The sequence below is a fragment of the Novosphingobium sp. KACC 22771 genome (assembly GCF_028736195.1).
Lineage (GTDB): Bacteria > Pseudomonadota > Alphaproteobacteria > Sphingomonadales > Sphingomonadaceae > Novosphingobium.
The window spans coordinates 979,661-996,730 of sequence record NZ_CP117881.1; the positions used below are offsets into that span (position 1 = coordinate 979,661).

At 63.9% G+C, this 17,070-nt stretch carries 22 protein-coding genes; 11 read left to right on the plus strand and 11 right to left on the minus strand.

All coding sequences use genetic code 11. The features are described from left to right. Positions 1-4: 4 nt before the first annotated feature. From PQ467_RS04295 to flgB, 9 genes are read right to left on the minus strand one after another with little or no spacing between them, the layout of a single operon-like run. On the minus strand, positions 5-346 hold the full coding sequence (locus tag PQ467_RS04295) for a rod-binding protein (RefSeq protein ID WP_274175318.1): 342 nt from the start codon (positions 344-346) through the stop codon (positions 5-7). Then, positions 343-1,434, minus strand: coding sequence for a flagellar basal body P-ring protein FlgI (locus PQ467_RS04300; RefSeq protein WP_274175319.1), 1,092 nt, complete (start codon positions 1,432-1,434; stop codon positions 343-345). The genes PQ467_RS04295 and PQ467_RS04300 overlap by 4 nt, the downstream gene beginning before the upstream one ends. A 9-nt stretch (positions 1,435-1,443) precedes the next feature. Continuing rightward, positions 1,444-2,088 (minus strand): flagellar basal body L-ring protein FlgH, encoded by a 645-nt coding sequence (locus PQ467_RS04305; RefSeq protein ID WP_274176085.1) that lies wholly within the window; start codon positions 2,086-2,088, stop codon positions 1,444-1,446. A gap of 23 nt (positions 2,089-2,111) precedes the next feature. After that, positions 2,112-2,900 (minus strand): flagellar basal-body rod protein FlgG, encoded by a 789-nt coding sequence (gene flgG / locus PQ467_RS04310; protein ID WP_274175320.1) that lies wholly within the window; start codon positions 2,898-2,900, stop codon positions 2,112-2,114. A 28-nt stretch (positions 2,901-2,928) separates the two neighbouring features. Continuing rightward, on the minus strand, positions 2,929-3,675 hold the full coding sequence (locus PQ467_RS04315) for a flagellar basal body rod protein FlgF (RefSeq protein ID WP_274175321.1): 747 nt from the start codon (positions 3,673-3,675) through the stop codon (positions 2,929-2,931). Positions 3,676-3,685: 10 nt separating this feature from the next. Further along, positions 3,686-4,498, minus strand: a complete 813-nt coding sequence (locus tag PQ467_RS04320) for a flagellar hook basal-body protein (RefSeq protein ID WP_274175322.1) — start codon at positions 4,496-4,498, stop codon at positions 3,686-3,688. 31 nt (positions 4,499-4,529) lie between these two features. After that, positions 4,530-4,880 carry a flagellar hook assembly protein FlgD gene (locus tag PQ467_RS04325; protein ID WP_274175323.1) on the minus strand — a complete coding sequence of 117 codons (351 nt, stop codon included), beginning with the start codon at positions 4,878-4,880 and terminating at the stop codon, positions 4,530-4,532. Continuing rightward, entirely contained in the window at positions 4,880-5,287 is a 408-nt protein-coding gene (flgC, locus tag PQ467_RS04330) for a flagellar basal body rod protein FlgC (protein WP_274175324.1), read from the minus strand. The genes PQ467_RS04325 and flgC overlap by 1 nt, the downstream gene beginning before the upstream one ends. A 2-nt stretch (positions 5,288-5,289) precedes the next feature. Beyond that, positions 5,290-5,652, minus strand: coding sequence for a flagellar basal body rod protein FlgB (gene flgB, locus PQ467_RS04335; protein ID WP_168604309.1), 363 nt, complete (start codon positions 5,650-5,652; stop codon positions 5,290-5,292). Positions 5,653-5,687: 35 nt separating this feature from the next. On the opposite strand from flgB, the gene PQ467_RS04340 reads away from it, so the two are divergent. From PQ467_RS04340 to PQ467_RS04380, 9 genes are all read left to right on the plus strand, one after another. Continuing rightward, complete coding sequence (locus tag PQ467_RS04340) at positions 5,688-5,912, plus strand: hypothetical protein (RefSeq protein WP_274175325.1); 225 nt, start codon at positions 5,688-5,690, stop codon at positions 5,910-5,912. A gap of 6 nt (positions 5,913-5,918) precedes the next feature. Further along, positions 5,919-6,593 carry a MotA/TolQ/ExbB proton channel family protein gene (locus tag PQ467_RS04345; protein WP_274175326.1) on the plus strand — a complete coding sequence of 225 codons (675 nt, stop codon included), beginning with the start codon at positions 5,919-5,921 and terminating at the stop codon, positions 6,591-6,593. Continuing rightward, entirely contained in the window at positions 6,590-7,084 is a 495-nt protein-coding gene (locus tag PQ467_RS04350) for a hypothetical protein (RefSeq protein ID WP_274175327.1), read from the plus strand. Before PQ467_RS04345 ends, PQ467_RS04350 begins: the two co-directional genes overlap by 4 nt. Positions 7,085-7,141: 57 nt before the next feature. Further along, complete coding sequence (locus tag PQ467_RS04355) at positions 7,142-7,684, plus strand: flagella basal body P-ring formation protein FlgA (protein ID WP_274175328.1); 543 nt, start codon at positions 7,142-7,144, stop codon at positions 7,682-7,684. A 253-nt stretch (positions 7,685-7,937) separates the two neighbouring features. Continuing rightward, the gene (locus PQ467_RS04360; protein WP_274175329.1) at positions 7,938-8,201 is read left to right on the plus strand and encodes a flagellar biosynthesis anti-sigma factor FlgM; all 264 of its coding nucleotides are present in this window, start codon (positions 7,938-7,940) and stop codon (positions 8,199-8,201) included. A gap of 2 nt (positions 8,202-8,203) precedes the next feature. After that, positions 8,204-8,557 (plus strand): flagellar protein FlgN, encoded by a 354-nt coding sequence (locus PQ467_RS04365; protein ID WP_274175330.1) that lies wholly within the window; start codon positions 8,204-8,206, stop codon positions 8,555-8,557. 76 nt (positions 8,558-8,633) lie between these two features. Then, complete coding sequence (locus PQ467_RS04370; RefSeq protein ID WP_274175331.1) at positions 8,634-9,587, plus strand: transglycosylase SLT domain-containing protein; 954 nt, start codon at positions 8,634-8,636, stop codon at positions 9,585-9,587. Positions 9,588-9,590: 3 nt separating this feature from the next. Then, positions 9,591-11,726 (plus strand): flagellar biosynthesis protein FlhA, encoded by a 2,136-nt coding sequence (locus PQ467_RS04375; protein ID WP_274175332.1) that lies wholly within the window; start codon positions 9,591-9,593, stop codon positions 11,724-11,726. After that, positions 11,723-12,496 (plus strand): sigma-70 family RNA polymerase sigma factor, encoded by a 774-nt coding sequence (locus PQ467_RS04380; RefSeq protein ID WP_274175333.1) that lies wholly within the window; start codon positions 11,723-11,725, stop codon positions 12,494-12,496. Before PQ467_RS04375 ends, PQ467_RS04380 begins: the two co-directional genes overlap by 4 nt. Positions 12,497-12,604: 108 nt before the next feature. Here the strand turns inward: PQ467_RS04380 and PQ467_RS04385 are convergent, their stop codons facing one another. Beyond that, on the minus strand, positions 12,605-13,003 hold the full coding sequence (locus PQ467_RS04385; protein WP_274175334.1) for a VOC family protein: 399 nt from the start codon (positions 13,001-13,003) through the stop codon (positions 12,605-12,607). A gap of 348 nt (positions 13,004-13,351) precedes the next feature. On the opposite strand from PQ467_RS04385, the gene PQ467_RS04390 reads away from it, so the two are divergent. Next, positions 13,352-14,050 (plus strand): Crp/Fnr family transcriptional regulator, encoded by a 699-nt coding sequence (locus tag PQ467_RS04390; protein WP_274175335.1) that lies wholly within the window; start codon positions 13,352-13,354, stop codon positions 14,048-14,050. A 166-nt stretch (positions 14,051-14,216) separates the two neighbouring features. Here PQ467_RS04390 and PQ467_RS04395 read toward each other — a convergent pair whose 3' ends face one another. Beyond that, positions 14,217-14,918, minus strand: a complete 702-nt coding sequence (locus PQ467_RS04395) for an OmpW/AlkL family protein (protein WP_274175336.1) — start codon at positions 14,916-14,918, stop codon at positions 14,217-14,219. A 489-nt stretch (positions 14,919-15,407) separates the two neighbouring features. On the opposite strand from PQ467_RS04395, the gene ccoN reads away from it, so the two are divergent. Further along, positions 15,408-17,066, plus strand: a complete 1,659-nt coding sequence (gene ccoN / locus PQ467_RS04400) for a cytochrome-c oxidase, cbb3-type subunit I (RefSeq protein ID WP_274175337.1) — start codon at positions 15,408-15,410, stop codon at positions 17,064-17,066. The last annotated feature ends 4 nt before the right edge of the window (positions 17,067-17,070 follow it).

Below are 17,070 nucleotides of genomic sequence, written 5' to 3' on the forward strand. Positions count from 1 at the left end.
CGATTTACTCTCCGTTGCCCGCGCCGCTCTGGCGGGCAAGTTGGGCCTCGATCATGCGCGCAAAGCCCAATGTGCCCCGCTTCGCCATGATGTCGGCCAGATTGCTGTCCTGCATGTCGCGAAAATTCTCGGTTGCCTTCTGGTCGAACAGCGTGTTGCCGAAATCGACCTTGCGCGCCTGGGCCAGCATTTGCCGCAGCATCAGCGCCTCGAATTTCTGCGCCGCCTCGTGGACCTGGGCCTTGCTGGGCCGGGGCGAGGTGTTGTTGGCCGGAGCCGCGCCCGCGCTGCTGCCTGCGCTGCTGCCCGCGCTGCTGCCTGCGCCGTTGATCGTCGTATCGCTCATATCACCACCATCTCGGCCTTGAGCGCGCCCGCCTCTTTCAGCGCTTCGAGGATGGCCACCAGATCTGAGGGCGTGACCCCCAACAGATTGAGCGCATCAACGATCTTGGAGAGCGAGGCGCCGTTTTTCAGCAGCGCGACATGGGCCTTTTCCTCCTCGGCGGAGATATTGCTGCTGGGCGTGACGGCGGTGCGGCCGTTGGAAAAGGGTGCAGGCTGGGTCACGCGGGATTTTTCATCGATCCGCACGGTCAATTTGCCGTGGCTGACGGCGGCGGGCGAGAGGCGCACCGCGCTGTTGATGACCACGGTGCCGGTGCGGCTGTTGACGATGACCTTGGCGGCGGCCTCGGCGGGGCTGACATTGATCATCTCGATCGCGGCCAGCATCGAGGCGCGCGTATCGGCGCCATCGGGCATGCGCAGTGCCACGGTCACGGCGTCCTCGGCGCTGGCCATGCCGGGATAGCGCAGGTTGATCGCATCGCGCACACGCTGGGCGGTCAGGAAATCGGCGGTGTTGAGATTGTAGCGCAGGACCGGTGCTTTATCGAAACCGGTGTTGACCGCGCGTTCCACCGTGGCCCCTTCGGCAATGCGGCCGGTGGTGGGGATGTTGACCGACAATTGCGACCCGTCGCGCGCGGCAATGCCAAGGCCACCCACGGCCAGATTGCCCTGCGCCATCGCATAGATCTGGCCATCGGCGCCATACATCGGCGTCAGGATCAGCGCCCCGCCGCGCAAGGACTTGGCCTTGCCGATGGCCGAAACGGTAATGTCGATGCGTTGGCCCGGCTTGGAAAAGGCGGGCAGGTCGGCGGTCACCATCACGGCGGCGGCATTTTTCAGCCCCGGATTGACGCCCGGCGGCAATTGCAGGCCCATCCGGCCCGACACGCCCTTCATCGCCTGGGTCAGATAGTCGAGCGTATCATCGCCCGTGCCGTCCAGCCCAACCACGATGCCATAGCCGGTCAACTGGTTCGAGCGGACGCCCTGAAACGTGCCGATATCGCGCACGCGCTCGGCGTGCAGCGGGGCCGAACACAGGGCCAGTGCGGCGACAAGGAGAGAGAAGATACGCATGGGGCTTCCTCAGAACGGGCTGATATAGCTGAAGAATTTGGACAGCCAGCCTTCGCGCGCGCTTTGCGCCACGGTGCCGTTGCCCGCATATTCGATCCGCGCATCGGCCACTTGCCCCGACTGGATCTGATTGGCCGCGTCCACATCGGCCAGGCGCACGATCCCGGAAAACTGGATCCACTCCTTGCCTTGGGCCAACAGCATGCGTTTTTCTCCTCGCACCAATGCGGTGCCGTTCGGGCGTACCTCGGCAATGGTCACAGAGATCATCCCGCTGAAGGAATTGGTCTGCGTGGCATTGCCCTGACCATTGAACGACCCCGAGGCCGATCCATTAAGGGGCGGCGAGGCGATGGAGATCGGGCCGACCTTGGTTGCCGAGATGCTGGCGCTGCCGGTGCGCTGGGTTTTGGCGCTGCTGGTTTTGGCGGTGCTGGTGTTTTCGTTCAAAATGACGGTCAGCACATCGCCCACCCGCTGGGCCCGCGCGCCCGACACCAGCGGAGCATATCCCGCCGCGGCCACAAAAATCGCGCCATCGGCAGGCGCGGCCGTGGGGGCGGCGGGCAGCGTGGCCTCGAAGCCGGGCGCGGGGCGGCGGCCCGCCAGCGCGGGCGCGGCCAGAACCAGCGACGCGGCCAGCGCGGGCAGCACAAAGCGCAAGGTCCTGATCCGTCTCACAGCGTCTGGTTCGCGTTTTTCAGCATGTCATCGACCGCCGAGATCATCTTGGAGTTGATCTCATAGGCGCGCTGGCATTCGATCATATCGACCAGTTCGGTGACGATGTTGACGTTCGAGCCTTCGAGAAACCCTTGCGAAATGTCGCCGCGCCCGGCGGTGCCTGCGGCGCCGATCTGGGCCGGGCCGCTGGCCAGCGTTTCGGCATAGAGGTTGTCGCCGCTGGCCTGAAGGGCTGCCGGATTGACAAAGCTGGCAATGGTGAGCTGGCCCACCTGCGTTGCCGCCGTGTTGCCGGGGATCATGGCCGAAACCGTGCCGTCCTTGGCGATGGTGATCGAGGTGGCGCCATTGGGGATGGTGATCGCCGGTTGCACCACATAGCCCTGCGAGGTGACGAGCTGCCCCTCGGCCGAGAGGGTGAAATTGCCCGCCCGCGTATAGGAGACCTGGCCCGTGGGCAGCAGGATCTGGAAATAGCCATTGCCGGAAATCGCCAGATCCAGCGAATTGTCGGTGGAATTGAGCGTGCCCTGCTGTTCAACGCGGGTGGTCGATTGCACGCCCACGCCCGTGCCAAGGTTGAGGCCCGTGGCGTAATTGGTCTGGTTCGACGAGGCTTGCCCCGCCACGCGCATGTCCTGATAGGCCAGCGTCGCGAAATTGGCGCGGTCGCGCTTGAAGGCGGTGGTGCTGACATTGGCCAGATTGTGGGCAATGACGCGCATCCGTGTGTCCTGCGCGTCCAGACCGGTGCGGGCGACTTGAAGGGCGGTTGAAGGCATCGGGCGATTCCTTTCTTAAACGTTGGGCTCAGGAGCCGGAGATACGCAGCAGCGAGGTGCCCGACTGGTCCACCTCCTTGGCCGTGGCGATCAGCTTGGTGCGGATGTCGTAAAGGCGCTGGGCCTGGATCATCTGGGTCAGCACCTCCGAAGGGTTGACGTTGGACTGTTCCAGACTGCCGGGAATGACCCGCGCGTTTTCATCGGCGGGCAGCGCGCCCCCGCCCACCACGCGAAACAGGCCGTCCAGCCCCTTGGCGGTGGTCGAGCCCGATGCGCTGGCCAGTTTGATGCGGTCGATCGGTTGGGGCGGCAGGCTGGGGTTGTCCGGATTGGCCACCAGCACCATGCCGTCGGGGCCAATGGAAACCTGCGCGTCCAAAGGCAATGTGATCGGGCCGCCATTGCCGATCACCGGGCGCCCGTCGCCGTTTTCCAGAACGCCGGTGGGCGAAACCGTCAGATCGCCGCGCCTGGTATAGCTTTCCGTGCCATCGGCCGATTGTACGGCCAGCATCGCATCGCCCAGCATGGCGATGTCCAGCTTGCGTCCGGTCGGGGTGATGTTGCCGGCTGACATGTCGGCGCTCTTGACCTGACCGTCGGCCATGACGCGGGCTTCGAGCGCCGGGCCCTTGAGCGTGACGGGCATGGTAAAGAGCTTTTCGGCCTTGAAGCCGATGGTGCTGGTATTGGCCATGTTCGAGGCGATGACGCGTTCGCGCACCATCGAATCGGACATGCCCGAAACCGCCGTATAGATCAGCCGGTCCATCCCTCAGCCCTTATGAACGCAGGTTGATGACCGCATCGGCAATCGCCGTTGACGTGTCGATCGCTTTGGTGTTGGCCTGGAAATAGCGCTGGGCGGTGATCAGGTTGACCATTTCCTCGGCCATATCCACGTTCGAGCCTTCCAGTTCGCCCGACAGGATCTGGCCCAGACCGCCGGTGGTCGGCTGGCTGTAGCTGGGCGCGCCCGACAGGCCGCTGGCGGCCCAGTTCTGGTTGCCCAGCTGCAGCAGGCCGCTGGGCGAGGTGAAGGCGGCCAGCGCGATCTTGCCCACGGTCGCGGTCGTGCCGTCGCCATAGGCGGCAATCACGGTGCCGTCGGTCTTGACCTGCGCCCCGGCAAAGGGCGATCCGGCGGCATTGGTGGGGTTCAGCAGGGCGCTCGACGGGGTGGTGGCAAAGGTGCCGGAGGTCGAGTCATAGGCCAGCACCTGCAGCTGGTTGTTGTTGTCATCGACCACATAGCCGCTGGCATCGGTGCTGAACTTGCCATTGCGGGTATAGCTCATGTCGCCGGTCAGCGGGTTCTTCATGGCAAAGAAGCCTTCGCCGTTGATCGCCATGTCCAGCGCCGAACCGGTCGACTGCATCGGGCCGGTCGAGAAATTCTGGTCGATGCTTTTGACCATCGAGCCGATGCCATGCACCAGCTTGGGGTTGGTATAGGCAGAGCCCGCCACCAGATCGGAAAAGTTCACGCGGCTCTTTTTAAAGCCGGTGGTTTCGGCATTGGCCAGATTGTTCGAGATCGTGTCGAGTTCAGTCTGGGCGTTCTTGAGGCCGTTAAGCGAGATAGAAAAAGCCATAATGGGTCCTGTCTGGCAAAAAGGGGGAGGATCAGGCGGTGGTCGAGCCGGTGCCCGAGGATTTCTGGGCGGCGATCAGCGCGTCCAGCTTGGTCGAGATGTTCGACACGCTGGCCGACAGATCCGAGAGCGAGCCGAGCTGGCTGGAAATCGCCGAGGAGGTGTTGTTGAGCTGGGAAATCCCCGACAGGGTCGAGAACTGCGCCATCTGGGCCACCATCTGGCTGTTGTCGGTCGGCGCGGTGGGGTCCTGATACTTCAGCTGCGTGGTGAGCAGGCTGATGTAATCCTTGAAGCTGAGCGAGGCGGCGCCATTGCCCGACACCGCGTTCGAAGACGAGGTGGTGGTGCCGGTGTTGCCGGTTGCAGATACGGTGGTCATCACTTCATCCTTATGGTGTCGAGCATGAGCTGCTTGGCGGTGGAGAGGGTTTCGACGAGGTTCTGATACTGGCGCGAGGAATCGAGCATCTCGACCATCTCGGCGCTTTCATCGACCGGGGCGGCCCACACATCGCCGTTTTCATCGGCCAGGGGGTTGCCCGGATCATGCTGGCGCACGGGCGTCGCATCGGCCCGCACCACGCTGCTGACATTGACGGTGGCCAGCCCGTTGGCCTTGTCCATTTGCGTTGCAAACACCGCCTTGATCGGGCGATAGGCATCGGCTTCCTTGCTGGACACCGCGCTGGCATTGGCCAGATTGGAGGCGGCGGTGTTCATCCGCACCTGCTGGGCCGACATCGCCCGGCCCGCGACGGAAAAGATGTTAAGGTCGTTTCCGGCCATGCTTATTCTCCCTTGATCGCGCGCTTGACCTCGCCGACATCGTCGGAAAGGAAGGCGAGGGTGGAGGCATAGCCCACCGCATTCTGGGAAAAGGCGACCTGTTCATTGCCCATTTCCACTGTGTTGCCATCCAGGCTGGGCATCACCGGCACGCGGTATTGCACGGCGGCCGCGGCGGCCTGATCCTGGCTGGCGCCCTTGATCCGGGCGTTCAGCGCGGTGTTGAAGTCAATATCGCGCGCCTTGTAATTGGGCGTGGCGGCATTGGCGATATTGCTGGCAATCAGCCCCATGCGCTGGGACCGCAATTCCAGCGCCATGCCATGGACTCCGAACAGTCCGGTATTGCTGGCAGGATCGCTCATCAAAAAGGCTCCACAGTTGGAAACGAGGGGGCAGGGTGCCCGGACCCCATGATTTGCAAAGCCCGTGCCAATTGCGCGGGGATGGCGCGAAACGCCCGCAAAGCGGCGGTGATGCGGGCGGGGCGGCAAAGGTGGCCATGCCGGGCGGCAAGCGCATCATGCCGGGCGGCAAGGCTTTGCCGGGTGGCGGCAATTGCTGGCCGCGGGGTGAATTTGCGCGCCACGCCGCCGTTCTTGGCCAACAGTCGCAAAGGATTTGAACAGGCATGGACTTTACCGCGCTTTATGATGGCACCACGCTGGCAATCGTCGTGGGGGGCACGGCGCTGGCCACGGTGCTGCGCTGCGGGCGCTCGGATGTGGCGGCCACGTTTCGCGTTGCCGCGCGCCGGTTGCTGGCGCCCAGCCGTTTTGATGACGAGGCGGTGCGCGCCTCTCTGGCCCGCGCGGCCCAGGATTTTCAGCGCAACGGCCCGCTGCGCGCCAATCCGCGCAGCACCGGCGACAGCGAGTTTGACGATGCGCTCCACGCGCTGCTGGCCCATCGCTCGATGGCGCATTTTGATGCCGCGCTGGCCGATGCGCGCGAGATCCGGCTTGGCCCGGTCGAGGCGGCGATCCGCACCTTGATGCAGGCCACCGAGTTGGCGCCGGTGTTCGGCCTGGCAGGAACGCTGATCTCACTCTCGCAAATGCCCGCGCATGGGGTGGATCGCGGGGCCTATCTGGCCGCGATCGGCATGGCGGTGCATGCCACGCTTTATGGGCTGGTGCTGGCCAATCTGCTGCTGGCCCCATTGGCGCGGGTGATTGAACGCCACGCCCGCGCCGATGAAGCGGCCCGCGCCGCTCTGGCCCAATGGTTCGAGGCCGAGATTGCCCCCGCCATGGTGCCCCAGCACGAGGCGCGCGGGCATCATCATCCCGGCGTGGCGGCATGATCGGGCAAACGTCCGGCCCCCGCCCCGGCGACCGCCCCGGCGACCGTTTGCGCGGCGGAGCGGTGTTTGTGCCGCGCTCGCCGGTCGGGTGGCAGACGATGCTGGCCGATCTGTCGCTGATCCTGTTTATGGTGACGGCGGCGGCCATGGCCGATGTGCCTGATCGTCAAACGCCTTCTCATCCCTCCGCCACGGCACAGGCCCCGGCTGCTCCGGCTATCAGCCAGCCTCTGGCCATCTGGCGCCCGGCGCCCGGTGGCCCCGAACTCGCCCAATGGCTGGCTCTGCAACAGGCCGACAATCGCCAGTTGCTCTCGATCACCCTGCGCTATCCCCCGGCCGCGCAAGGCGAGGCGCTGCGCCTGGCCGCGCAACTGGCGGCATCGGCCGGCGGCCCCGGCGCGCGGGCGCGCATCGTGATTGAACCTGTCGCCTCGGCCATAGGCGTGGAAGCGGTGGCGGCGCTGGCCTATGACAAGGGGCCTGCCTGATTGGCACAGATTATGCTTTGATCGCACCACCGGCCCTTTTGCCGGGCAAGGACGATCATGCAAATCAAGGCTTTCTCTCCTTTCACCCTGCGCGCAGGCTTAATGGCCGCCGGTTTGGCCGCGATGGGCGCGTCCGGCGTTCATGCGGCCAGCCCGTTTGCCGATCTGGTGGCCATCGACCGCGAGGTCGCCGAATTCACCGGCAAGGCGATTGGCCAGAGCGGCGGCGCGATGATGCCGGTGGATCGGCGGCTGCGGCTCAATGCCTGCTCCTCGCCCCTCGCGCTCAGTTGGCGCACGTCGCGACGCGATGCGGTGCTGGTGCAATGCCCCGATCCCGGCAGTTGGCGTGTCTTTGTCCCCGTCCGCATGGCCGAAAACGCGCCTTCCGCGATAGCGCGGGGCGATGCGGTGACGATTGCTGTGGTGGGCGACGGCTTTGCCGTTTCCCAGCCGGGCGAGGCGCTGGACGCGGGCGCGGTGGGCGACTGGATCCGCGTGCGCACGCTGCGCAGCGGCACCGGCGCCTATGCGCAGAGCGATGCCGTGCGCGCCCGCATCACCCGCCCCGGCGAGGTCGAGGTGGAATTGCGCGAGTGATCCGCCCATGATGTCTTTTTCCGCCTTCGACGCTGTTTTAAGCGCTTTTTCATGTTTGGCCGTCATGGCTTTGCTGGCCCTGCGTCCTTGTGCCCGGCACACTCCGGCAAAATCGCGCAAATTTTTGCCGCCTTCTCTTAAAACCGGCAAACCGCCTCCGTTCTTGGCCTTGTAGAAAGCAAGGAGCGGTTCGATGTCCAGCATCGGTTCCGGCCCTGGCATTGGTTCAGGGCCTAAGTTACAAGTAAATGCGGTGCGCCCCTTCGCCACCTCGTCGGCTGCCGCGCCTTCGGTTTTGACCGAAACGCGCAGCGACCGTCAGGCAGCCGCCGGTTCGCCCGTCAACGGCGATGGTTCCACCGTGGTCAGCACCACCGCGATCAGCGCGGGCGAGGCACCGGTGGACAAAGATCGCGTCGCCTCGATCCGCAAGGCCATCGAGGACGGCAATTATCCCATCATCCCCACCAAGATCAGCGACGCGATGATCGCCGCTGGCATGATGTTGAGAGTTTGACGATGAGCCAGGCCCTTTCCCCATTCGATCTGCGTGAAACGCTGCGGCAAATGGTTGCCGTCCTGCAAGAGGAGCGGCAGGCTTTGGCCGGGCTGGATCTGGACGGGATCATGGGTTCGGCCTCGGCCAAGAGCGCGATGTGCGATGCCATTGACATGGCGGGCGTGAGCGCGCTGGATGATGAATGCCGCGGTCTGCTCGAAGCGGCCAAAAAGATGAATGAAGTCAACCGTCAGGTGCGCAATCTGATTGCCGCCAATGTGGCCGCGCGGCTGGAGGCATTTACCGGCAGCTCTGCGGTCTATCGTGCGCGTTCGCATGCGCCCGCCTATGCCTATGCGGCGGCGCGCGGCTGAAATCTGGTTCGCCGGGCCGTAATTGGCACGGCTTTTGCAAAAATCACTCCCGAACCTTTTGCTTTGGGAGTTGGGCTTGAGCCAGTCGGATATGTCGCCCCCATCTTGGGCGGCCAGCCTTGACAAGATCCAGTCTGCGCGGACTGCGGCCAATGGCGCGTCGGGCGGCAATGTCCGCGCCGCGATTGCCCGCGCGGCAGGCGCGACGGGGGTGGATTTCTCCTATCTGGCGGCGCAGGCGCGGCTGGAATCGGGGTTGAACCCCGCCGCCCGCAATGGCGCGTCGAGCGCTTCGGGCCTTTATCAATTCACCAACAGCACATGGCTGCAAACGCTGCAAAAGCATGGCGACATGCTGGGGCTGGGCAATGCGGGGGCGGCGATGGCCGATCCGGCCCAGCGTATGGCGCTGCTGGGCCTGCGCGGCGATCCCCATGCCTCGGCGATGATGGCGGCCAGTCTGGCCAGCGACAATGCCGATGCGCTGACCGCCGTGCTGGGCCGCGCGCCCGATGCCAGCGAATTGTATGTCGCGCATTTTCTGGGCGCGGACGGGGCGGCCAAATTCCTCTCGGCGCTGGGGACCAATCCCGATCAACCGGCGGCGGGCCTGCTGCCCAAGGCGGCATCGGCCAATCGCTCGATCTTTTACGACGATGGCGGAAACCCGCGCAGCGTGGCCGCCGTGATGGGCCTGATCCGGGGCCGGATGGAGGGCGCGCTGGCCGCAGAAGGCATCAGCGCTGATGCGATGATGGCGGGCGGGATGGCCTATGGCGGGATGGGGGGCGACGGCATGGCCTGGGCCGCATCCTCCGCGCCTGCCGCACCCGCCGCCGCCTCGCCCGCAGCCCAGACCGGCGGCCCGCTCGCGCGCGAGTTCAACGCCATGCAGGCCGCCGCCCCCGCCGCATCGGCCCATTCCATGGCCGATACCTTGCAATCGACCTTTGGCCTTGGCGGCGAAAACGGCGCCACCCCCGATTTCGTGCGCAACGCCTATGGGCGGCTGCGCGCGCTGGGAATGTAGTCGATGGACAAATTGCTGACCATCGCCAGCCCGCGCCAACTGGCGCTGCCTTTTGGCATTCTGACCATCATCGTGCTGATGGTGGTGCCGATCCCGGCCTTTATGCTGGACGTGTTTTTCGTGTTCAACATCGCGCTGTCGGTGGCGGTGCTGATGGCATCGATGAATGCGGAAAAGCCGCTGGATTTCTCCTCCTTTCCCACGGTTCTGCTGTTCGCCACGCTGCTGCGTCTCGCGCTCAACGTGGCCTCGACCCGCGTGGTGCTGGTCCATGGCCATGAAGGGCCAGAGGCGGCGGGCCATGTCATCGAGGCTTTTGGCGCGTTTCTGATCGGCGGCAATTTCGCGGTCGGCCTGTTTGTGTTCATGATCCTGATGATCATCAACATGGTGGTGATCACCAAGGGCGCCGGGCGCGTGTCGGAAGTCTCGGCCCGCTTCACGCTGGACGCGATGCCGGGCAAGCAGATGGCGATTGACGCCGATCTCGCGGGCGGTCTGATCACCGCCGACGAGGCGCGCACCCGCCGCCGCGAGATCACCACCGAGGCCGATTTCTATGGCTCGATGGACGGCGCCAGCAAATTCGTGAAGGGCGATGCGATTGCCGCTTTGCTGATCCTTGGCGTCAACATTATCGCCGGTTTCTGCCTTGGCATGATCACCCATGGCCTGTCGGCCAGCGATGCGGCGAGCCGCTATATCAGCCTGTCCATCGGCGATGCGCTGGTGGCGCAGGTGCCCGCGCTTTTGCTCTCCATCGCCGCCGCCGTGATCGTCACGCGCGTGACAGACAGCCGCGATCTTGCCGGGCAGATCGGCGGGCAATTTGCCGATTCACGCACATGGCTGCCGGTGGCGGGCATTCTGGGCGCGATCGGCATGATCCCGGCCATGCCGCAAACGGTGTTTCTGCCCGCTGCGGGCCTTGCTTTCTTCCTCTGGAAAAAGCTGCGCGAGCGCGAGGCCAAGGGCAAGATTGCCGAGGCCGCCCCCGCGCCCGCGGTCAAGGCCGACCCCACCCGCATAGAACTGGAGGATGTGTCCGACCACACGCTGGTCACCATCGAGTTGGGCTATGGCCTTGTGCAACTGGTCGATGAGCGCCGCGGCTCGCCGCTGGTCAGCCGGGTGACGGGCGTGCGCAAGCAATTGTCGCAAAGCTTTGGCTTTATCGTGCCGCAATTCCGGGTGCGCGATTCGCTGGACATCGCGCCCAATGATTACCGTATCCTGCTGGGCGGCGTGCCGCTGGGCGGGGCGACGCTGCGCCCGGAAAAGGTGATGGCGATTGATGCCAGCGAGGCCAACCCCCACGCCCGCCTGCAGGGCGAGCAGACCACCGACCCCACCTTTGGCTGTCCGGCGTGGTGGATCGACCCGTCCTCGCGCGATCTGGCGATTGCCGAAGGCTTCCTGACCGTTGACGCCAGCACGATCATCGCCACGCAGTTGAACCAGCTTCTGTCCGAGCGCGCGCATATGCTGCTTGGCCCCGATGAGGTGAAAACGCTGATCGAGGCGATCAAGACGCGGGCCGCCGGGCTGGTGGAGACGGTCTATCCCTCGCCGCTGGGGCTGGCGGCTCTGACGCGGCTGTTCCGCAATCTGCTGGAGGACGGCATTTCGGTGGCCCATCCGCTTCCGATCCTCTCCTCGATTTCGCAGGCGGTGCAGCAGACGCAGGATCATGACCGCATCGTCGATCTGGTGCGCGCCGATCTGGGCGGGCTGATTGTCGGGCGGATCTGTTCGCCGCGCGAACGCCTGCCGGTGGTCACGCTTGACGCCGGGCTGGAGGCGATGATCGCGGGCGGCCTGGTCGATCCGATCAGCGGCCAGCCCGTCATCGAACCCGACCTTGCCCGCAACATTGGCGAGCAGGCCAGCGCCATTGTGGCCGAGCGCGGAACCGGGGCCACCATCGCCCTGATCGTCCAGCCGCGTCTGCGCCGCCCGCTGGCCGCGCTGCTGCGGCTGCGCGCGCCTGGATGCGTGGTGATGTCGATTGCCGAATTGCCCGAAACCCAGCCTGTCGAGGTGATCGCTGTGATCGGCGCGACGCCCCCGTCGGCTCTGGGTCTGCCTTCGCCCGATTTTGATCCTTCCCGCCAGACCTCTGAAAGTATGGCCGCATGAAACACGATCCCCAATCCTTTGCCAAAGCACGGCCCGCAGGCGATGCAGCACGCGCCTATGGCGGCGCGGCGCGGGCCTATGGCGGCGATGTTGCCGACCGGGTTCGCCGCTTTATGCCGATGGTGCGGCGCCTTGCTTGGCATCTGCAATCCTCGGGCCGCGACGGCATAGAGGTCGAGGATCTGATGCAGGCGGGCCTCGTCGCCCTGACCGAATGCGCCCAGCGCCATCAGGGGCCGACCGAGGACGGCTTTGCCGCCTATGCCAAGATGCGGGTGAGGGGGGCAATGGTCGATCTGATCCGCCGCCATGTGCCGCTCTCGCGCGGGGCGACCGAGCGGCGGCGGCTGATGCGCGAAAAGACGCAGGAATTGACCGGCCAATTGGGGCGCGAACCCTATGACGTGGAATTGTCCGCCGCGCTGGGCATCACGCTGGGCGAGTTGGAGGCCTTGCGCAATTCTTCCGAGCCCCTGCGTTTCGAAGCCATCGACGATGCCTATTCCGACAGCAACATGGCCTTTGCCGACGATGCGCCCGACAGCCTCGCGCTGCTGGCCGACGAGGAATTGCGCCAGAGCGTGGCGGGGGCGATCGGGGCCTTGCCCGAGAGGCTTCAGATGGTGATCCAGCTCTATTTCGTCGAGGAATTGAATTTGGCGGAAATTGCCGAGGTGCTGTCCGTATCGATCCCGCGGGTGCATCAATTGAAGGCGCAGGCCATCGACAAATTGCGCAGCGCTTTGCAGGATGTGGCGGATATTTTGTAGGTTTAGCGCGGTGGTTTGAAAGTGCCTCCGAATTGGTGAAGAGCGGACATTCGCGGGATTGCATGACCAAGGGCCGCTGGGGTCATGAGCGGCCCTATGCCGGATGGATCAGGAAGGAAAATGAATTCCGCAAAGTTTGTTGCCATCGGGATCACGAAAATAGGCCAGTTCGATGGTGCCCATGGAGGCAGTTTCGCGCGGTCCGGGCGGAGCTTCGATGGAGGTTCCGCCAGCAGCAACGGCAGTATCGTGAAGCAGCTTCACCTGCTCGGGCGAGTTGCAGGAAAAGGCAACGGTGCTACCGTTTGCGACGCTTGCCGGTTCGTCGTTGATCGGCTGGCTGACGATGAAGTTGGCCCCGCTGCCGTTGTTGTAGATCAGACGTGTATGGCCGCTATCAGCGATGTTCCGCGTCCCTTCCCCTGCGCCCAAGGTGCCGAGCACCGTGTCGTAGAAGCGCTTTGACCGTTCAATGTCGTTCGATCCGACCATGGTGTGAAAAAGCACACATACTCTCCCAAAGGCTGATCGAGTTGCGATCAGCTTAGCGGTCTCACCTAACCGGAAAACCCCCTTTTGTCACCCCGGGCTACTCGGATTATCCGCTACTGGCGTTTCCAGACAATGACTTTTCTTCCCGCAAAGCGGCCAATTTGCCTTGCACGAGGTTGGGCCCAAACACCACGCTTTCCATGAGCCATCGTGCCCACAGTATCGGGATTGCAAAGGGACAAGTCCCTTTGCCCGCCGGAGGCAAATCCTCTCAATTTACAAAATCAATAAAACCAAACCCCGCCCCTACTCCACCAAAGTGCAGCATTGCCGCGCGGGGCCAAGGCTGTTAGATAGACATACATGTCTTCATGCGATCAATGTGTTGTCCGTAACCGGGCGATTTGTTCGGCCCTGGATCAGGATGAAATCGCCTCGCTCAACGGGATTGGGCGGCGCCGCAGCCTTGTGGCGGGCGAATCGCTGATTTGGGAGGGCGAGGATTCGGTTCTGGTCGCCAATGTGATCGAGGGCGTGCTCAAACTTTCCACCGGGACCGAGGACGGGCGCGAGCAGATCGTGGGCGTGGTTTACCCCAGCGATTTCATCGGCCGCCCGTTTGGCGGCACGACCAACCATGGCGTGACGGCGCTGACCGATGCGCGGGTCTGCGTGTTTTCGCGCGGCGATTTCGACAATTTCGCCCGTTCGCACCCCGGCCTTGAACACAAGCTGCTTCAGCGCACGTTGACCGAACTGGACCGCACGCGGCGCTGGATGCTGCTGCTGGGCCGCAAGTCGGCCAGCGAGAAGGTGGCGAGCTTTTTGCTGGAACTCTCGGATCGTCTGGCCCCCGCCACGTGCGAGCCGGGCGACGAGAGCAAGGCGAACCGCTTTGTCCTGCCTTTCAGCCGTCAGCAGATTGCCGACGTGCTGGGCCTGACCATTGAAACCGTCAGCCGCCAGTTCACCCGTTTGCGCGGCGAGGGGATCATCGACCTGCCTTCGCGCCGCGAGGTGGTGATTACCGACCGCTTTGCGCTGACCGCCGAAGCGGGCTGATCGCGCCATTGCCCGTCAAACTCTGCGCGGTTTGACGGGTGAAACATGCCTTCCCACATTCCACCCGTCGGGCCGCCTGTTGGGCAGACCTGTCTGGCTGCCCGCCGTTTGCGCCTGATCAGAGCCAGAAGATCAGGCGCAAGGACCACGACGGACAGCGCAGCTCTTAGAAGCGGTAGGACACGCCCGCGCTCAACACCCACGGGTCGAGCTTGTTGCGCGTGACCAGCGCCTGGGTCGATCCGGCATAGACCGTGGCATTGGTGCCCACCCAGTATTTCTTGGCGTCCAGCGCGAGGCCATAGCCATGGCCCAGCGCGATATCGACGCCCGCCTGCAATGCCACGCCCAATTCGCTGGTCAGCTTGGTGCGCGTAACGGCGGGCAGCGCAGCCTTGAGCGCGGCGCTCGGCTCGTCGGCCAGCACGATGAACAGGGCGGGGCCTGCGCCGACATAGGGCTTGATGCCATGGCCCAGCGGCAGGTGATACTTGGCGGTCAGCGTGGCCGGAACGATGTGGATCTTGCTGATCAGCTCGGTGCCCTTGAGCGCGCCCGCCGAGGCCGACACATGGTGCGCCGTCACGCCCGCAATGGTTTCCACCGAAATGTTGGGCGTGAGGAAATATTCGATCGCCACGGTCGGGGTCACATTGTCGCTGGCCACGGTGTTGCCCACAGCGCCCGGCACCAGACCCAGAACGTCGGTCTTGACCTGCTTCACCCCGCCATCGGGCAGAACGGCAGTCGCCAGCACCTTGAACTGGATCTTGCCTTCCGGATTACCCTCGGCATGGGCAGCGCCAGCCAGAGCGGTGGCGGCGGCAAGAGCGGTCAGGGCGGCCGCGGCCTTGGTGAAATTACGCATAATCCCTCATCCTTCGCCGCCGAGCCCGCCCTGTGCGAGCCGTTCTTGTGCGGCGTTGGATGCGTCTTTGGACCTGTACTTGCCGCCGGGCATTGATCGCGGACAAGGGCCGATTTGATCCTGCGCAATTCATGCTGCAACTGCGGTAAATCGGGCCTCTACAGAGCCCTATATTAATAAGCCTGATTTTCTATGCTGCGCCGTTTCTTTTTCCGGCGCGCAGGCGCGGCGCGGACCGGCACAGCGAATCGCCTTTAATCCATTTGCTTGCCCGAAACGGCGCGCAGAACGGCCGCCGGGCGGATAAACGCCTTTTCGCAGGCGCACAATTGGACCAATTAACTATTTGCATCGCTTCATAAATTTGCCGTTTTAAGATATTCTGAAAATGAATTTCCGCCCGCGTCCCGCGCTTTTGACGGGAATCAATGTGATCCCGTCCGGCCCCGCCCATAGGCGAGGCTTCCACAAACCTGAGAGGGAAGGCTCATGGTTACCCTAGTCTCGCGAGCAGGCATCTGGCTGGTGCTTCTGCTTCTATCTATCATGGTCAGCGTTGCCGCGCATGACACCGCCTTTGCCATCCAGGCAGCGACGGTGGCCACCGCCTGCCTTGTCGGCCTGATCTTTGCCATTCGTTCGCCCGACTATCAACGGGTGAGCCGTGGGCTGGCCGCCCCCACCGGGGACGCATCGAAGTATGACGACGATGTGATCCGCTGGGGCGTGATCGCCACGGTGTTCTGGGGCGTTGCCGGTTTTCTGGTCGGCGTCGTCATCGCTTTTCAGCTGGCCTATCCGCAGATCAACCTTGAGCCCTGGTTCAATTTTGGCCGCATGCGCCCGCTGCACACTTCTGCGGTCATCTTCGCTTTCGGAGGCAACGCGCTGATCGCCACGTCGTTTTACGTGGTCCAGCGCACTTGCCGGGCGAGGCTGGCCTTCCCCGGCCTCGCCCGTTTCGTGTTCTGGGGCTATCAGCTGTTCATCGTGCTGGCCGCCACCGGATACCTACTGGGCATTTCGCAGGGCAAGGAATATGCCGAGCCCGAATGGTATGTCGATCTGTGGCTGACGGTGGTCTGGGTAGCCTATCTGGTCGTCTATGGGGGCACGATCGTCAAGCGCAGCGAGCCGCATATCTATGTGGCCAACTGGTTCTATCTCTCCTTTATCATCACCGTGGCGATGCTGCATCTGGTCAACAACCTGACCATCCCCGTCAGCTTCCTGGGCAGTCAGTCGATCAGCTGGTTCGCAGGCGTTCAGGGCGCGCTGGTGCAATGGTGGTATGGCCATAATGCGGTGGGCTTCTTCCTGACCGCGGGCTTCCTTGGCATGATGTATTACTTCGTGCCGAAACAGGCCCAGCGTCCGGTCTATTCCTATCGCCTCTCGATCATCCACTTCTGGGCGCTGATCTTCCTCTATATCTGGGCCGGTCCCCACCACCTGCACTATACCGCGCTGCCCGACTGGGCGCAGACGCTGGGCATGGTGTTCTCGGTGATGCTGTGGATGCCGTCCTGGGGCGGGATGATCAACGGTCTGATGACGCTGAACGGCGCATGGGACAAGCTGCGGACCGATCCGGTGCTGCGCATGTTCGTGATGAGCCTTGCCTTTTACGGCATGTCCACGTTCGAAGGCCCGATGATGTCGGTGAAAAGCGTCAACTCGCTGTCGCACTACACCAACTGGACCATCGGTCACGTTCACTCCGGCGCTCTGGGCTGGAACGGCATGGTCACCTTTGGCGCGATCTATTACCTGACCCCGCGCCTGTGGAACCGCACGCAGATGTATTCGCTGCGCATGGTCAACTGGCACTTCTGGACCGCCACGATCGGTATCGTGTTCTATGCTGCCTCGATGTGGGTGGCCGGGATCACACAGGGTCTGATGTGGCGTGAATATGGCGCCGACGGCTATCTGCTCAACAGCTTTGCCGACGTGCTGCCCGCCATCCATCCGATGTATGTGCTGCGCGGCCTTGGCGGTGTGCTCTACCTGTCGGGCGCGTTGTTCATGGTCATCAACGTCTGGAAGACCATCGCGGGCAGCCCGCTGCGCGCCGAAGCGCCGCTCTACAACATCGACCAGAACAAGGCGAACGACGTGCCTCTCGTCGCTCAGCCTGCCGAATAAGGGG

What these genes read in the sequence shown, in the direction of transcription:
- flgG (WP_274175320.1), bottom strand. Translation starts at nt 2,900, where the DNA reads ATGCCTTCAACCGCCCTTCAAGTCGCCCGCACCGGTCTGGACGCGCAG.
- PQ467_RS04355 (WP_274175328.1), top strand. Translation starts at nt 7,142, where the DNA reads ATGCAAATCAAGGCTTTCTCTCCTTTCACCCTGCGCGCAGGCTTAATG.
- PQ467_RS04345 (WP_274175326.1), top strand. Translation starts at nt 5,919, where the DNA reads ATGGACTTTACCGCGCTTTATGATGGCACCACGCTGGCAATCGTCGTG.
- flgB (WP_168604309.1), bottom strand. Translation starts at nt 5,652, where the DNA reads ATGAGCGATCCTGCCAGCAATACCGGACTGTTCGGAGTCCATGGCATG.
- PQ467_RS04320 (WP_274175322.1), bottom strand. Translation starts at nt 4,498, where the DNA reads ATGGCTTTTTCTATCTCGCTTAACGGCCTCAAGAACGCCCAGACTGAA.
- ccoN (WP_274175337.1), top strand. Translation starts at nt 15,408, where the DNA reads ATGGTTACCCTAGTCTCGCGAGCAGGCATCTGGCTGGTGCTTCTGCTT.
- PQ467_RS04365 (WP_274175330.1), top strand. Translation starts at nt 8,204, where the DNA reads ATGAGCCAGGCCCTTTCCCCATTCGATCTGCGTGAAACGCTGCGGCAA.
- PQ467_RS04300 (WP_274175319.1), bottom strand. Translation starts at nt 1,434, where the DNA reads ATGCGTATCTTCTCTCTCCTTGTCGCCGCACTGGCCCTGTGTTCGGCC.
- PQ467_RS04380 (WP_274175333.1), top strand. Translation starts at nt 11,723, where the DNA reads ATGAAACACGATCCCCAATCCTTTGCCAAAGCACGGCCCGCAGGCGAT.
- PQ467_RS04350 (WP_274175327.1), top strand. Translation starts at nt 6,590, where the DNA reads ATGATCGGGCAAACGTCCGGCCCCCGCCCCGGCGACCGCCCCGGCGAC.
- PQ467_RS04295 (WP_274175318.1), bottom strand. Translation starts at nt 346, where the DNA reads ATGAGCGATACGACGATCAACGGCGCAGGCAGCAGCGCGGGCAGCAGC.
- PQ467_RS04315 (WP_274175321.1), bottom strand. Translation starts at nt 3,675, where the DNA reads ATGGACCGGCTGATCTATACGGCGGTTTCGGGCATGTCCGATTCGATG.
- flgC (WP_274175324.1), bottom strand. Translation starts at nt 5,287, where the DNA reads ATGGCCGGAAACGACCTTAACATCTTTTCCGTCGCGGGCCGGGCGATG.
- PQ467_RS04375 (WP_274175332.1), top strand. Translation starts at nt 9,591, where the DNA reads ATGGACAAATTGCTGACCATCGCCAGCCCGCGCCAACTGGCGCTGCCT.
- PQ467_RS04325 (WP_274175323.1), bottom strand. Translation starts at nt 4,880, where the DNA reads ATGACCACCGTATCTGCAACCGGCAACACCGGCACCACCACCTCGTCT.
- PQ467_RS04390 (WP_274175335.1), top strand. Translation starts at nt 13,352, where the DNA reads ATGTCTTCATGCGATCAATGTGTTGTCCGTAACCGGGCGATTTGTTCG.
- PQ467_RS04395 (WP_274175336.1), bottom strand. Translation starts at nt 14,918, where the DNA reads ATGCGTAATTTCACCAAGGCCGCGGCCGCCCTGACCGCTCTTGCCGCC.